This is a genomic window from Undibacterium sp. Ji50W, assembly GCF_049340445.1.
Lineage (GTDB): Bacteria > Pseudomonadota > Gammaproteobacteria > Burkholderiales > Burkholderiaceae_D > Undibacterium.
In genome coordinates this window covers 85,088-99,016 of record NZ_JBMPOX010000019.1, presented here as the reverse complement: position 1 = coordinate 99,016, position 13,929 = coordinate 85,088, and the positions used below count along the sequence as shown (strand labels likewise).

The following is a 13,929-nucleotide window of genomic DNA, read 5'->3' as shown; positions in this document are numbered from 1 at the left end:
TATCGGCTGAGATTGTGGGTCTGGCTTATTTTGCATGGGTTTTATACAAAATGAACCGCTGTTAAAACTGAAAAAGCCGCCGCACAATCTATGCGGCGGCTTTAATTTAATGGCAGGGGAAGAAGGATTCGAACCTTCGCATGCCGGAATCAAAATCCGGTGCCTTAACCAGCTTGGCGACTCCCCTACACAACCGTTTGCCTGTTTCCAAGTTCGCCGCTATTTTAGCGTCAAACCAGCTTCAAGCCAAATGTTTTTCGATCCCAATTTCTGCGCCATCGGGTGGCGACTCAGTGCTTTTGCTTTCCATGATGTCCAGCGATCCGGTACTTGTTTTAACACTGTGTCTGCTGCCGTTTCGTCGGCAAAAGCACAAAAAACACAAGCTCCTGATCCCGTCATCTTTGCATGTCCGTATTGTGAGAGCCACTTGATGGCTTCATCTACTTGCGGAAACAATGCGCAGGCAACTGTTTGCAGATCGTTTTTCCAATGAATTTTTACATCACTGGAAAAGTCCGCTATTCTGACGGGATTTGTGTCTCTTGTCAACTCCTTTGCCGAAAAAATTGCCGGTGTGGGGACTTGTACGCCGGGCTCCAGCACCACAAACCAGTCTTCAGCGGTACGCAAGGCCTGCAATTCTTCTCCCACGCCTTCGGCAAAGGCGTTTTCGCCGAATAGAAAGAAGGGTACGTCAGCACCTAGTTGCAGGCCCAGCTTCATTAATTCTGCCCGGGTCAGCCCGGTATTCCATAAATGATTCAGCGCCAGCAAGGTGGTGGCTGCGTCGGATGAACCGCCACCCAGGCCACCGCCCATGGGCAGCTGCTTGTGCAGGGTCAGATTGGCCCCCAACCCACAACCGCTATGCTTTTGCAATAATCTGGCTGCCCTGACAATCAAATCACTGTCGGCAGGTACGCCGGGTAGGTCATTGCTCCTGTGCACAATGCCGTCATCGCGCACTTCCACGTCCAGATAATCGCAGCGGTCTATCAACTGAAAGGCTGTCTGCAGCAAGTGGTAACCATCTGGCCTGCGGCCCGTTACGTGCAGGAATAGGTTCAGTTTGGCGGGGGCAGGGCAATTGTCGAGCCGCTTTATTTCCATTCTTTCACCACGACGCGGATAGAAACATCACCTGCTTGTTCGGTATATCTTTGCAAGTCTATACGTTCGGGGAAGCTGGGTTGTTCATGCCAACTGGCATAACGAAGCTTCCAGCCCTGAATATTCAGGGTCTGGTCTTCTGCCTTGACTGCAATTGCTCGCTTGCCATCGATGGCGACAAAGCCCTGCAACCAATCGCGCAAACCAGTCACTGGCAAAGACCAGCCCAGAGTTTCTTGCAAGAGTTGGTCGAGGTCGCTGGCGCTGCGCGTGCTCTTATCATTAAGCTCCAGTGTTGCCATTAACTCATTCTGATTGATTCGGGCCATGATCTGACCCAACTGTGATAACAGAGTGATACGTGTACCATGGGTATCCTGCTCCCATTCAAAGCTACCAGGCAGGCTTTGCAGCTTGCCAGCTTGTTGGTATTGTATGGAGATCTTGCCGCTGATTTGTATTTGCGGTTGATACTGCCTGTTGTTTGCAATGTTAGTGCTGGTCGCTGCCGTTGCCGGTGCTTGTGTCTGGCTGTTCAGGCTGGCGCAGCCTGTATTGAACAGAACGCAAAAGGCTAGCAAGGCCAGCAAGCTAAGTCGGGTAGTTGATGCCATGGTTGTCATGCTTGTATACATTGTTTCGCTCAAATGACAAGGCGGACATGCTCTGTCCGCCATGGTGCCGCTGAATAAATAAAACGCGCAATAAACTCAGAAACTCTTGAGTTCTGGCTCCCGCATCAGGGTTTGACCTTTAGCCTGTCCAGCGTGCTTTTCAGGGTCTGGTTATCCGGGTCTTTTTGCTGGGCATCGCGCCAGATTTTTTTGGCATTGTCTTTCTGTCCCATGGTCCACAGCAATTCACCCAGATGCACGGCGATTTCGGCATCAGGCCGTAACTCATAGGCGCGACGCAATGCCTGTTCAGCTTCCTCGTATTTGGTCAGGCGGAACTTGACCCAACCCAGGCTGTCGAGAATGAAGGGATCGTCCGGTGCCAACTGGTTGGCTTTTTCTATCAGTGTCGATGCTTCATCCAGACGGATATTGCGGTCGGCAAGTGAATATCCGAGCGCATTGTAGGCATGCTGGCTATTCGGCGCGAGTTCTATGACCTTGCGCAGCGAAGTTTCCATGCCATTGATATCTTTCTGGGCTTCTGCCAGCATGGCAAAATCGTACAGCAGGTCGGGATTATTGGGTTGCTGCTGTATGCCTTCCTGCAGGATGGCCCTGGCCTGGTCGGGCTGACCCGCATCCCTGAGCAACTGTGCTTCGGTTTGTACCAGTTGCGTCTGTTCGGCCTCATTCGAGGCTTTTACGCTATGTACAAACTGCCTGGCTTCATCCAGTTTGCCCTCTTTGGCGTACAGGAAAGCGCGGCGCATCTGGACATTGAACCAGGCGGTATTACGGCCTTCAAACGACTCCACCTGCGACAGCCAATCCTGTGCTGCCTTATAGTCCTTGCGTTCACCGGCGATACGCGCCAGATTGACCAGGGCATTGGTGGGGTCACGTTCTTCACCTGGTCTGGCTTCCAGGGTTTTCAGGTATTGGACGAAATATTTTTCTGCTTCCGCCGGTTGATTTCTTTCCATGGCCAACACGCCCAGCGTGTAGGTGGCGTTATTGTCGTCCGGCCTGTCGCGGGCGATTTGTTCAAATTCCCGTGTGGCTTTATCCAGTTGCTTGAGGTCTATCAGGATGCTGGCATAGGCCAGGCGGACATCGCGTGCCGTTGGGTTTTTTTGTAAAAAGGCAGCCATGGCCTTGGCGGCATCTTGTTGCGATGAAGCCTGGGCTACGGTCAGGATGGCCAGTTGCGAATCTGTCTTGGTATTCAGTACAGCCTGCGCCTCGCTCACGGCGCGCTTGTTGTCACCTTTGGTATAGGCACCCTGGGCCAGCGCCAGGTGGGCATCCGGGCTATCTTTATAAGGCGAGAGAATTTCTTCAAGCACATCAAAGGCTGCGTTCTTGTCACGCGCACGGGATAGCAATCGCTGCGCTTGCAGCATCAGTATGGCGTGCTGTTTAGGGTCAGCGGTTTTCAGTTTTTCCGTGAATACACTCTGGATTTCTGCCAGATTATTATTCATGACCATGAAGCCCAGATAATACTGGGTAGCTTCATTGGAATTCGGGGCGAGTTCACGCCAAAGGCGTATGGCCGCCAGCGCTTCGCCAGCCTGTTTGACACTCAGGGCGATTTCAGCAGCGCGACGGGCAATACGCGGGTCGCGGGTTTGCTGCGCAACCGAGTACAGCGTCACATAGGCACCCTGCCAGCTACCGCGCTGATAGGCGATTTCAGCCGTGATGATTTTGTAAAATAATTCTTCGGACAGGGTTACTTCCGGTAATTTGTCTTCAGGCAGCGAGACGTCCGCCGTCACCCCATTCAGGGTTTTTTCGGCTGACAGGGCAGCTTGCGCCGCATCGTTGGCGTGATTCGCATCGCTGGCTGAATCCGTGCCTTGCAAGCCTGTACTGGCACATCCTGTGACCAGTGCTGCACTCAATAGCCATGATGCTGGTCGCAGAACAGATACAATAGAAGTAGAAAATAATGCTGGAAATGTTTTCAAAACGAGCCCGGATTAACAGAAAAGATGATTGATTTTACGCTGAAGCTGAAAAGCTGTGGGTTCAGCGATGTTATTACACTGTGTCAAATTGTAATGGTAAAAGTTCCCGCCCATGCCAGAATTACCTGAAGTAGAAGTGACCAGACGCGGCGTCGCGCCTCACCTGACCGGAAAAACCGTGAGTCAGGTCATCTTGCGCAGGGATGGCCTGCGCTGGCCTTTTCCGCCGGATTTGCCCGTATTGTTGACTGGCCAGCGCATTCTGGCTACCGGCAGGCGCGGTAAATATCTTTTATTGCATTTTCAGCATGGCTGCGTTTTGATCCATCTGGGCATGTCGGGGCATTTGCGGGTCTTGCATAAAGATGTGCTGCCAGCCAAGCATGATCATATTGATATTGTCATCGGTGATATGGCCTTGCGCATGACCGATCCGCGCCGTTTTGGTGCGGTACTGTGGCATGCTGCGGCAGACGGTGACATTGAAGAACACCTGTTATTACGGCAATTGGGAGTGGAGCCACTGGAACCCGGGTTCAGCGCGGAATTGCTGTACCGTGAGACACGTCAGCGCACCGCGCCGGTCAAGCAGGTACTGCTGGCGGGCGATATTGTGGTGGGAGTTGGTAATATTTATGCATCAGAAAGCCTGTTCAAGGCTGGCATTAATCCCAAAACTTCGGCTAAACGTATCAGTTTGGCACGGTATACCTTATTGGCGGAGGCCATCCGGGTCACTCTGGCAGCCGCCATAGAACAGGGCGGCAGCACGCTCAAGGACTTTCTTGGTGTGGATGGACAAAGCGGCTATTTTCAACAATCTTATTTCGTCTATGATAGAACTGGAGAGGCCTGCAAAATCTGTGGCCAGGCCATCAGACAGATACGGCAAGGGCAGCGCAGCAGCTTTTATTGCGCAAAATGTCAGAAATAAGCCCAATAAATCGTCTGAAATGCAGGCAAAATTCAATTTACGCGTATTTTTCCAGAGCTTACATATATACTTGGAAAATTAAAAAAGTTAACTGAGGGGAACATGAGCAATCTGGTTCAAAAATTCCAGGAGTACAGCGACTGGCGCAAAGGAGTGGTGAACGCGCTGGAGCAGTATCGTACGTGGATACATGGATCGGATATGGCCGATGCCGCCAGTGACCAGCGTATTGCGCGATTAATGGAAAGACTGGTTGACGACAAGCTGTCCATCGCTTTTGTTGCAGAATTTTCACGCGGCAAGTCAGAGTTGATCAATGCGATTTTCTTTGCCGATTATGGTCAGCGCATTTTGCCATCATCCGCCGGTCGTACCACCATGTGCCCGACCGAACTATTGTATGACGATACGATTCCGCCCTGCATACGCCTGCTGCCCATAGAAACCCGGGCCGAAGCGCAATCCACCAGCGAATACAAGGGCCAGAGTCATGTCTGGACCGTGTTGCCACTGAATATCAATTCCGGTGACGGTATGCTGGAGGCTTTCAAACAGGTGAGTCAGACCAAGAAAGTCAGCATAGAATTGGCAAAATATTATGGCTTGTTTGATGAAAACGATCCAGATGCTGCGCTGGAAGTGGATGAAGATGGCCTGGTTGAAATATCCCAATGGCGTCACGCGATCATCAATTTTCCGCATCCCTTGCTGAAAGAAGGTCTGATCATTGTCGATACCCCTGGCTTGAATGCGATCGGTACCGAACCTGAACTGACGCTGAACCTGATTCCGAATGCGCATGCAGTATTGTTTATCCTGGCGGCCGATACCGGCGTCACCAAGAGCGATATCGATGTCTGGCGTAATCATATTGGCAACGGCCCAGGCCGCATGGTGGTGCTGAACAAGATTGACAGCATGTGGGACGAGTTGCGTACGCCGGAAGAAGTGGAAGCCCAGATCGTGCGCCAGATCAGCACCGTTGCACATACATTGGCAATCGACGAAAAACAGGTATTTCCGATTTCTGCGCAAAAAGGCCTGGTCGCCAAGATTAACAAGGATGCCCCTCTGTTGGCCCGCAGCCGCTTGCCGTCGCTGGAATATGCCTTGTCCAAGGAATTGATCCCGGCCAAGCAAAACATCATCCGTGCCCAACTGACGTCGGAAGTGAACGAAATCACCAGTGGTCAGCAAGCCATCATTTCTGCCCGCAGCCGCAGTGTGGTCGAGCAGATGCTGGAATTGAAAAGCCTGCGCGGCAAGAACATGAACGTCATCGAACACATGATGAAGCGCATCGATGCCGAGAAAAAAGAATTCGATGCCAGCCTCTTGCGCATGCAGGGCACACGCTCGGTATTCACGCGTTTGTCCACCGAGGTGTACACCAGCCTGGGTATGGACATCTTGCGCGAAGAAATACGCAAATCGCGTGAAGCCATGGAAAAGAGCAAGTTCTCTACCGGCTTGCGTGAATCGGTCAGGCATTTCTTTGCCCAGGTCAAACTGAATCTGCTGACTTCGAACAAGAAGACGGATGAAATTTCGGAAATGATGACTATCATGTACCGCAAATTCTCGACCGAGCATGGTTTGGCACTGTCTGCACCGATGCCGTTTTCACTGGATAAATACATCAAGGAAGTCGAAGCGATTGAAGCTGTGTACCAGAAACAGTTCAGCGCCAAGACCATGCTGACCACGCCGCAAGTCGTGCTGATGCATAAATTCTTTGATTCAGTGGCTGCCAGGGTCAAGCAAAGCTTTTTGCAAGCCAACCGTGATGTCGAAGCCTGGCAGAAAGTTGTCATGGCACCGCTGGAAGCACAGATCCGTGAACACAAGAGCCAATTGAAAAACCGCATGCAGTCGATACAAAGAATTCATGTGGCGACGGACAGCCTGGAAGACAAGATCAAGTCTTTCGAGACCATGCAGGCAGATATCGATGCACAAAAGGCTTCACTGACGACGCTGGAAGAAAGTCTCAAAAATGCCCTGACTGCAGAACTGAGTGCACTCAAGGTCGCTGCCTGATAGATGAAGTCTCCCGTATCAGCAAACAGGATGGTGACAGAAAGCCATCCTGTTGCAGCCGACCCCGATTTTTCCTCCCGTCTTATTGCATGGCAAAAGCAGCATGGCCGACATGGCCTGCCGTGGCAGCAGAGCCAAGAAGCATATCGCGTCTGGCTGTCTGAAATTATGCTGCAGCAGACCCAGGTAACGGCTGTCATTCCTTATTACCAGCGTTTCCTGACTTCCTTCCCCACGGTATTTGCACTTGCTGCCGCACCGGTGGAAGAAGTCATGGAACACTGGAGTGGTCTCGGCTATTACACACGCGCACGCAATCTGCACCAGTGCGCAAAACAGGTGGTGGAAAAATACCAGGGGCAGTTTCCGGCTGATCCGGCCTTGTTGCAGGAACTGCCTGGCATAGGCCGTTCCACTGCAGCCGCCATCACGGCGTTTTCATATGGCACCGTGGCAGCTATTCTGGACGGTAATGTCAAGCGCGTGTTGGCCCGCGTCTTTGCGATTGATGGTTATCCCGGCAGCAAACCGGTTGAAGACCAGATGTGGAAGCTGGCGCAAGCCTTATTGCCGGCACAAGGCATACAAGCCTATACCCAGGGTTTGATGGACATGGGGGCGACGCTGTGTGTTCGCAGCAACCCCAAATGCCAGCAATGTCCGTTTCAGGATCGCTGCCTGGCCTATGCCCAGAGCAGGACTGCAGAATTGCCAGAGCGCAAACCCAAAAAAGCCCAGAAGGAAAAACAGGCCATCATGCTGGTGGTGCAGGATGGCCTGCAGATATTGCTGGAGCGTCGCCCGCCGACTGGCATCTGGGGTGGCCTGCTGTCTTTGCCAGAACTGGCAGGCATGCAGGAGTATGGCGATGACATGATTTCGGTCGATGAACAAATGGCTGAACTGAAACAAAAGGCTGGCCGCTTTGGCGTGATTAACAGTATCCAGATTTTGCCTGTGGTCAGCCATGCGTTTACCCATTTCAAATTACAGATTTTGCCTGTGCACGTGCAATTGTCTGAGCGTCATGCGATGATTTCGGAAGCGGATCATCGCTGGGGAAATCTGCGTGATGCCGGACAACTGGCCTTGCCTGCCCCTATAAAAAACCTGTTGATGTCCCTGGATACGCAAGCCCTTCTGGCTTTCGATACGATGGGTAAGGATGGCGAATAATAATTAATCAGTGGATGCTGATGCCATGTAGCTGTGTCTGCACCCCTGTGAAAATCAACATTAGTCAGGAGACTGCTTTGTCGAAACGTTTGATACTCAGACTTTTGTCCGGGTTTGCCCTGTGTACATCCATGGCCGCCCATGCCGCTGTGACCAAGCCTTGCCGCTTGCCGGATTTTTCGGAGGAAGTGCAATGCGGCCAGATACAAAGACCCTTGAATCCGGCGCAGCCACAAGGCAAGAAGATAGACATCCATTATGTCGTCATCCCTTCCCAGGACAGGAACAAATTGCCGGATGCGGTTTTCCTGCTCGCAGGCGGGCCGGGGCAGAGTGCCATCAACGTTGCCAGTTGGGGGAATGGCTTGCTGGCCCGCATGAACCGTCGTCGTGACCTGGTGTTTGTCGATCAGCGTGGCACCGGCCGTAGCGCGCCACTCGAATGCCCGGCGCTGGAAAAGGCCGATGAGGTCTTGTCGCCCGAACAAAAAGTCAAACTCACCGATGATTGCCTGCATCAGTTGCAGACCTTGCCGTATGGTGACTTGCAATATTTCAGTACCAGCATAGCCATGCAGGATCTGGAAGCAGTACGCCAACAGCAGGGCTATGGCCGTATCAATCTGGTTGGGGCTTCGTATGGCACGCGTGCCGGCCTGGAATATCTGCGTCAGTTTCCACAGTCGGTGCGGCGGGTCGTGCTGGACGGTGTGGTGCCACCCGATATGCGCCTGGCCAGCTCGGATGCACAAAAAGCACTGGATTCCCTGTTCAGGGATTGTGTGAAAGAGCCGGCCTGCAATGCCAGTTATCCTGACCTGGCGAATCGCTGGAAAAAACTGCTGGCCAGCCAGCCGCAAAAAGTCAGTATGCCGCATCCGCGTCTGGGTACCCCACTTAAATTCGAGATGACGCGTGATGGTTTGCTGGGGCTGGTGCACAAGACCCTGTACAGCCCGACTGCCTTGTCGGCCTTGCCGTATGCGCTGACGCAGGCGGCGCAGGGCAATTATGCACCGCTGATCACCATGAGTGGTGCCACCAGCCTGCCGGGACCGGGCGGCATTGCCTATGGCATGCATTTTTCTGTATGGTGCGGTGAAGCCTTTGCACAGCCAGGCAGCTTGCCGGCAAATGATGACTTTGAAAAACTGATGGCCGAGATGTATACCCAGACTTGCAAACAATGGCCACGTGCGGAAATTCCTGCTGCGTTCTTTACCATCCCGCTGAGTGCATCCCCGGTATTGCTGTTGAGCGGTGGCCTTGATCCTGTAACCCCGACCAGACATGGTGAAGCAGTTGCCAAAGCATTGGGGGCAAAAGCGCGTCATGTGCAAATCGAGAATGCCGGCCACGGTTTACTGGCGCAGGGCTGTGTGCGGGACGTCGTGCATCGCTTCCTGAATGCCAAGGAAGATGATGAGGCCATCAAGGTGGACGCGAAATGCGTGCGCCAGATACCAAGGGCGCTGGCATGGCAGGCACCCGTACCGGCAAAGGGCGATAAAACTGCGGACAAAACTGTAGAAAAGACAGTTGACAAGAGTGGGCTCAAAGAAAAGCTCAAAGAAAAGCTCAAAGCGGAGCCCAAACCATGATTATCGTGAAAGACCTGCACAAGGAATTTGTGCGCATGGGCAAATCATCCGGCAACGCCCTTAGCAGCGTGGCGCGCAGTCTGGGCCTGATGAAAAAATCCAGCGAAGTGGTACGCGCTGTCGATGGTGTCAGCTTCACCGCGAACGATGCCTGCATCACTGGTTTGCTGGGGGCGAATGGGGCTGGCAAGACCACCAGTCTGCGCATGATCGCGGCCCTGTTGCAAGCCGAAAAGGGTGACATCATGGTGGATGGCACTGCCGTCAAAGCCGGTACTTCATCCACCCAGTCGCAGATGGGGGTCTTGTCTGATGCGCGTGGCCTGTATCCGCGCCTGACTGCCAGGGAAAATATTTTGTACTATGGTCTGCTGCATGGCATGGATGCGGGCCTGGCCGAGCAGCGTACCCAGCAACTGGCACAATGGCTGGATATGCAGACCCTGCTGGACCGGCGCACCGATGGCTTCAGCCAGGGCGAACGCATGAAAACCGCATTGGCGCGGGCACTGGTGCATGACCCGAAAAACATTATTCTGGATGAACCGACCAATGGCCTGGACGTGGTGGCGACGCGGGCCCTGCGAGAGTTTTTACGTTTCCTGCGTTCACCCGAAGGCGGCGGTAAATGCATCATCTTTTCTACCCACATCATGCAGGAAGTCGAACGCCTGTGTGATCAGGTGGTGATTGTTGCCCAGGGTAAGGACGTGGCCCATGGCACGGTAGAAGAATTGCTGCAGCAGTCCGGTGAAAATAATTTTGAAGATGCATTCGTCAAACTGGCATTCCTGCATCCTCAGTCATCTCAGTCAGGAGTAAATTGATGAGAGCGAGTTTAGCTATTTTGCGCAAGGAACTGCGCGACGCCCTGCGTGATCGCCGTACCCTGCTAGTGGCCCTGATCAGTTCCCTGCTGGGTGTGCCTTTGATGCTGCTGATTTTTTCCGTGGTCCTGTCGCAGGTCGAATCACAGGAAGAAAAACGTTCTGTCATGGTCATCGGTATTGAACATGCACGTGGCCTGGAAAACTTTATCGCCCGCCAGGGTTACAAGCTGAAAACCGCGCCCGCTGATTACGAAGCGAAATCACAAAGTAAGGAACTCGATCAGCCGGTGCTGTTGATTCCCGATGATTTTGACGACAAACTGGCGGCAGGTGATAAAGCCACGGTGGAAATTGCTTACGATACGTCGAATCGTCCGGCTGAATTTGGCGTGCGTCCCCTGCGTCGCCTGCTGGATGCATATGCGCAAGAGACGGCCACCATGGGTTTGCTCATGCGCGGGGTTTCGATAGAATTATTGCAGCGTATCGATGTCCGTGAGCGCCATTTGAAAAAGCCGGATGAACGCAAGGCCACGGTAACCACCATGCTGCCCATGATGGTCTTGATGGCCATCGTGCTGGGTGGCATGTATGCAGCTATTGATACCACTGCCGGTGAACGTGAACGTGGCTCGCTGGAACCACTGATGATGAATCCCGTCAGTGGCTGGCAACTGACGATAGGCAAATGGGGGGCGGTTGCCATTGTTGGCATGGGGGTGGTGGTGCTGACCATTTTCAGCTTCTTCCCCTCGCAATGGCTGATCCATAATGAAACCCTGCGTGCCGAATTCCAGTTCAATTTCAGGGATGCCATGGGCTTTCTGTTTGTGCTGTTGCCGCTGGCCGCCAGCATGGCAGCGATACAGATTGCCGTTTCACTGGACTGTAAAAGCTACAAGGAAGCCCAGGTACGCAACCAGTTGGTGACCATGTTCATTCCCTTCGTTTCACTGGTACCCATCCTGTTCCCGGGCAGGGAACCGGCATGGTTCCAGTGGGTGCCGGTACTGGCGCAAAACCAGATGATGAACCAGGTATTGAAAGGGGAAACCTTGAGCCCGCTGGCGGTTGGTATTGCCTTCCTGGTGTGTGCCCTGATGAGCTTGTTCAGTCTGGCTTATATCTCACAAAAAATGCGCAGGGTGGTGATGCACTGAGTTTAGGCTCAGGCATGGGGCGGGAACAGCGTATTTACGACAGGCGTCTGTGTCTGACCAGAACCTGTTCCTGGCTCTTGAAATGCGCTGCCAGTTTTTCCACCATATATACAGACCGGTGCTGGCCGCCGGTGCAGCCTATGGCAACGGTCAGGTAGCTGCGGTTGTCGCGTTTAAAGGCAGGTAACCATTTAGCGATGAACTGGCTGATGTCGGCGAACATCTCATGCACGATGGCCTGTTCTTTCAGGTACTGGATTACTGGTTCATCGCGTCCGGTCAAGGGGCGCAGGGCGGGGTCGTAATGCGGATTGGGCAGCATCCTGACATCGAAAACAAAATCTGCATCCAGCGGCACTCCGATCTTGAAGGCAAAAGACTCAAACATCAGCGTCAGCGGTGCATGGCTGATCTGTATAACATCCTTGACCCAGGCGCGCAGCTTGTTGGCGCTGAGGTCGCTGGTATCCATGACGTGGGCGACCAACTGTATGCCTGAGAGTATCTCGCGTTCTTCCTGTATGCATTCGGTCAGGCTGAGCCTGTCGCCGGGTTCTTTGTCAAGGCCAAGGCGGTGTGACAGGGGATGGCTGCGGCGGGTTTCTGAAAAGCGGGCCACCAGTGATTCGGTACTGGCAGTCAGGAACAGGACTTTGACATCATGCCCCTGATCACGCAGGGTTTGTATGGCTTCCGGCAGGTTGGTCAGCAAGTGCGCACTGCGGGTGTCGATTGCGATGGCGGCGGAAGGTATGCCTTCTCTGATCAGAGTGGTGACCAAGTCTGCCAGCAGGCTCGGTGGCAGGTTATCGACGCAATAATAACCGGCATCTTCCACCACATTCAGGGCTACCGATTTGCCCGAGCCGGATATGCCGGAGATAAGCAGGATTTCCATAGACTTTACTTAGTGAATATTCAGTCACCGTTTTCCATGGCACGTCGTTGGCGTTCCATGAAATCTTCCAGAGTATTAATGCCACGTAATTGCAAGATGGTATTGCGCACCGCTGCTTCCAGCAAAACCGCGATATTGCGGCCGGCAGCAACCGGGATGACGACTTTCCTGATCGGCAAACCCAGCACTTCTTCAGTTTGCGAATCGATGGGCAGGCGTTCGTAATTTTCTTCCAGCGTGCTGCGGCGAACCAGATGCACGATGAGTTTCAGGCGCATTTTGCGGCGTACTGCGGTTTCACCAAAGATGGTTTTGATATCCAGCAGGCCCAGGCCGCGCACTTCCAGCAGGTTTTGCAACAGCTCGTGGCAGCGGCCTTCTATCATATTCGGGGCGATGCGTGAAAACTCGACCGCATCATCGGCCACCAGACCATGGCTGCGTGAAATCAATTCCAGACCCAGTTCGCTTTTACCCAGACCGGATTCACCGGTGATCAGCACACCTACCCCCAGCACATCCATGAACACGCCATGCATGGTGATACGCTGCGCCAGTTTTTTGGACAGATAAACACGCAGGTAATCGATGACCTGGGCCGATGGATAGGGGGTAGAAAACAGGGGAATATTATTGTCGTCGCAGGTCGCCAAAAAGGCCGGTGGCGAATCCAGCCCCTGGGCGACGATCAGCGCCGGCGGCGCACCTGCCACCAGTTCACGCATCAGGTTGTTGCGTGAGGCATTCGACAGGCGGTTGTAATACGATAATTCCTGATGACCCAGCACTTGAATCCGGCCCGGATGGATGAGATTCAAATGCCCTACCTGATCGGCGGAGGAAGCGGCGTCGCCGGTAATCTGCTTGTCGGCACCAGAAAAGCCGGCAAACCAGCCCAGTTGCATGGTGTCACGATTGTCGTCGTAGATTTTTTGTACGGTTAATTCTGTCAGTGATGGCATGGCTATAGGGGCGGTCTGTGTCAGGACTTCAGCAAAAGCATGACCAAACTGGCCGGCCAAACGGACTTGCCATGGTCACGTAAAGGTGAAATCAGGGTGTTTCAGGCAAATCAGGTCGCCATGCCATGATTCTGTCGTAAATGGCGCCAGCATTGACTTCCGTATTGAGCGTATCACGGAAACTTTCATTGGACAGCATTTCTGCCACTTCTGACAAAATCTCAAGATGCTGCTGGGTGACATTGTCAGGCATCAACAGGAAAATCAGCAGGCTGACGGGCTGGCTGTCGGGTGACTCAAACGGGATGGCTTCTTTCAGCCTGACCAGCGCCGCAATCGGGGCCTTCAGGCCCTTGATGCGGCCATGCGGAATCGCTACGCCATGCCCCAGTCCGGTAGAGCCCAGGCGTTCACGGGCAAACAGGTTATCGGAAACAACGGAGCGCGCTATGCTGCAATTATTTTCGAATAACAGCCCGGCCTGTTCAAATGCTCTTTTTTTGCTGGAGACTTCCAGATCCAGAAGTACGTTGTTGAGAGGCAGGATTTTTGCAATATTCGTCATGGTGCAAGATCAGTTTACAGCGGAATGGTGCAGTGCACAAAGTTGGGTTTTGACAAATTA

The 13,929-nt window shown here is 53.2% G+C and carries 12 protein-coding genes and 1 tRNA gene; 6 read left to right on the top strand and 7 right to left on the bottom strand.

The features are described 5' to 3' along the window. Positions 1-110: 110 nt before the first annotated feature. The 4 genes from ACO0K9_RS21775 to ACO0K9_RS21760 all read right to left on the bottom strand — a co-directional run bounded on the left by ACO0K9_RS21775 (position 111) and on the right by ACO0K9_RS21760 (position 3,637). Positions 111-187, bottom strand: a tRNA-Gln gene (locus tag ACO0K9_RS21775). Between the two features lie 32 nt (positions 188-219). Next, the gene (gene ispE / locus ACO0K9_RS21770) at positions 220-1,113 is read right to left on the bottom strand and encodes a 4-(cytidine 5'-diphospho)-2-C-methyl-D-erythritol kinase (RefSeq protein ID WP_422988344.1); all 894 of its coding nucleotides are present in this window, start codon (positions 1,111-1,113) and stop codon (positions 220-222) included. Then, on the bottom strand, positions 1,104-1,727 hold the full coding sequence (gene lolB / locus ACO0K9_RS21765) for a lipoprotein insertase outer membrane protein LolB (RefSeq protein WP_422988342.1): 624 nt from the start codon (positions 1,725-1,727) through the stop codon (positions 1,104-1,106). Before lolB ends, ispE begins: the two co-directional genes overlap by 10 nt. A gap of 125 nt (positions 1,728-1,852) precedes the next feature. After that, entirely contained in the window at positions 1,853-3,637 is a 1,785-nt protein-coding gene (locus tag ACO0K9_RS21760; RefSeq protein ID WP_422988340.1) for a tetratricopeptide repeat protein, read from the bottom strand. Positions 3,638-3,815: 178 nt separating this feature from the next. On the opposite strand from ACO0K9_RS21760, the gene mutM reads away from it, so the two are divergent. The 6 genes from mutM (at position 3,816) to ACO0K9_RS21730 (ending at position 11,444) form a co-directional block, all read left to right on the top strand. After that, positions 3,816-4,637 (top strand): bifunctional DNA-formamidopyrimidine glycosylase/DNA-(apurinic or apyrimidinic site) lyase, encoded by an 822-nt coding sequence (mutM, locus tag ACO0K9_RS21755; RefSeq protein ID WP_422988338.1) that lies wholly within the window; start codon positions 3,816-3,818, stop codon positions 4,635-4,637. A gap of 102 nt (positions 4,638-4,739) precedes the next feature. Further along, a complete protein-coding gene (locus ACO0K9_RS21750; protein ID WP_422988336.1) occupies positions 4,740-6,677 on the top strand; it encodes a dynamin family protein in 1,938 nt (645 codons plus the stop codon). Between the two features lie 30 nt (positions 6,678-6,707). Next, complete coding sequence (gene mutY, locus ACO0K9_RS21745) at positions 6,708-7,853, top strand: A/G-specific adenine glycosylase (protein ID WP_422988334.1); 1,146 nt, start codon at positions 6,708-6,710, stop codon at positions 7,851-7,853. A 77-nt stretch (positions 7,854-7,930) separates the two neighbouring features. Continuing rightward, positions 7,931-9,454, top strand: coding sequence for an alpha/beta hydrolase (locus ACO0K9_RS21740; protein ID WP_422988332.1), 1,524 nt, complete (start codon positions 7,931-7,933; stop codon positions 9,452-9,454). Next, the gene (locus ACO0K9_RS21735) at positions 9,451-10,281 is read left to right on the top strand and encodes an ATP-binding cassette domain-containing protein (protein WP_422988330.1); all 831 of its coding nucleotides are present in this window, start codon (positions 9,451-9,453) and stop codon (positions 10,279-10,281) included. The genes ACO0K9_RS21740 and ACO0K9_RS21735 overlap by 4 nt, the downstream gene beginning before the upstream one ends. Then, entirely contained in the window at positions 10,281-11,444 is a 1,164-nt protein-coding gene (locus ACO0K9_RS21730; protein WP_422988328.1) for an ABC transporter permease, read from the top strand. The genes ACO0K9_RS21735 and ACO0K9_RS21730 overlap by 1 nt, the downstream gene beginning before the upstream one ends. A gap of 34 nt (positions 11,445-11,478) precedes the next feature. Here the strand turns inward: ACO0K9_RS21730 and rapZ are convergent, their stop codons facing one another. From rapZ to ACO0K9_RS21715, 3 genes are all read right to left on the bottom strand, one after another. After that, a complete protein-coding gene (rapZ, locus tag ACO0K9_RS21725) occupies positions 11,479-12,342 on the bottom strand; it encodes an RNase adapter RapZ (protein WP_422988326.1) in 864 nt (287 codons plus the stop codon). Positions 12,343-12,362: 20 nt separating this feature from the next. Further along, positions 12,363-13,304: an HPr(Ser) kinase/phosphatase gene (gene hprK, locus ACO0K9_RS21720; protein WP_422988324.1), complete on the bottom strand. Its 942-nt coding sequence runs from the start codon at positions 13,302-13,304 to the stop codon at positions 12,363-12,365. A 91-nt stretch (positions 13,305-13,395) separates the two neighbouring features. Then, on the bottom strand, positions 13,396-13,869 hold the full coding sequence (locus tag ACO0K9_RS21715) for a PTS sugar transporter subunit IIA (protein ID WP_422988322.1): 474 nt from the start codon (positions 13,867-13,869) through the stop codon (positions 13,396-13,398). Between the last annotated feature and the right edge of the window lie 60 nt (positions 13,870-13,929).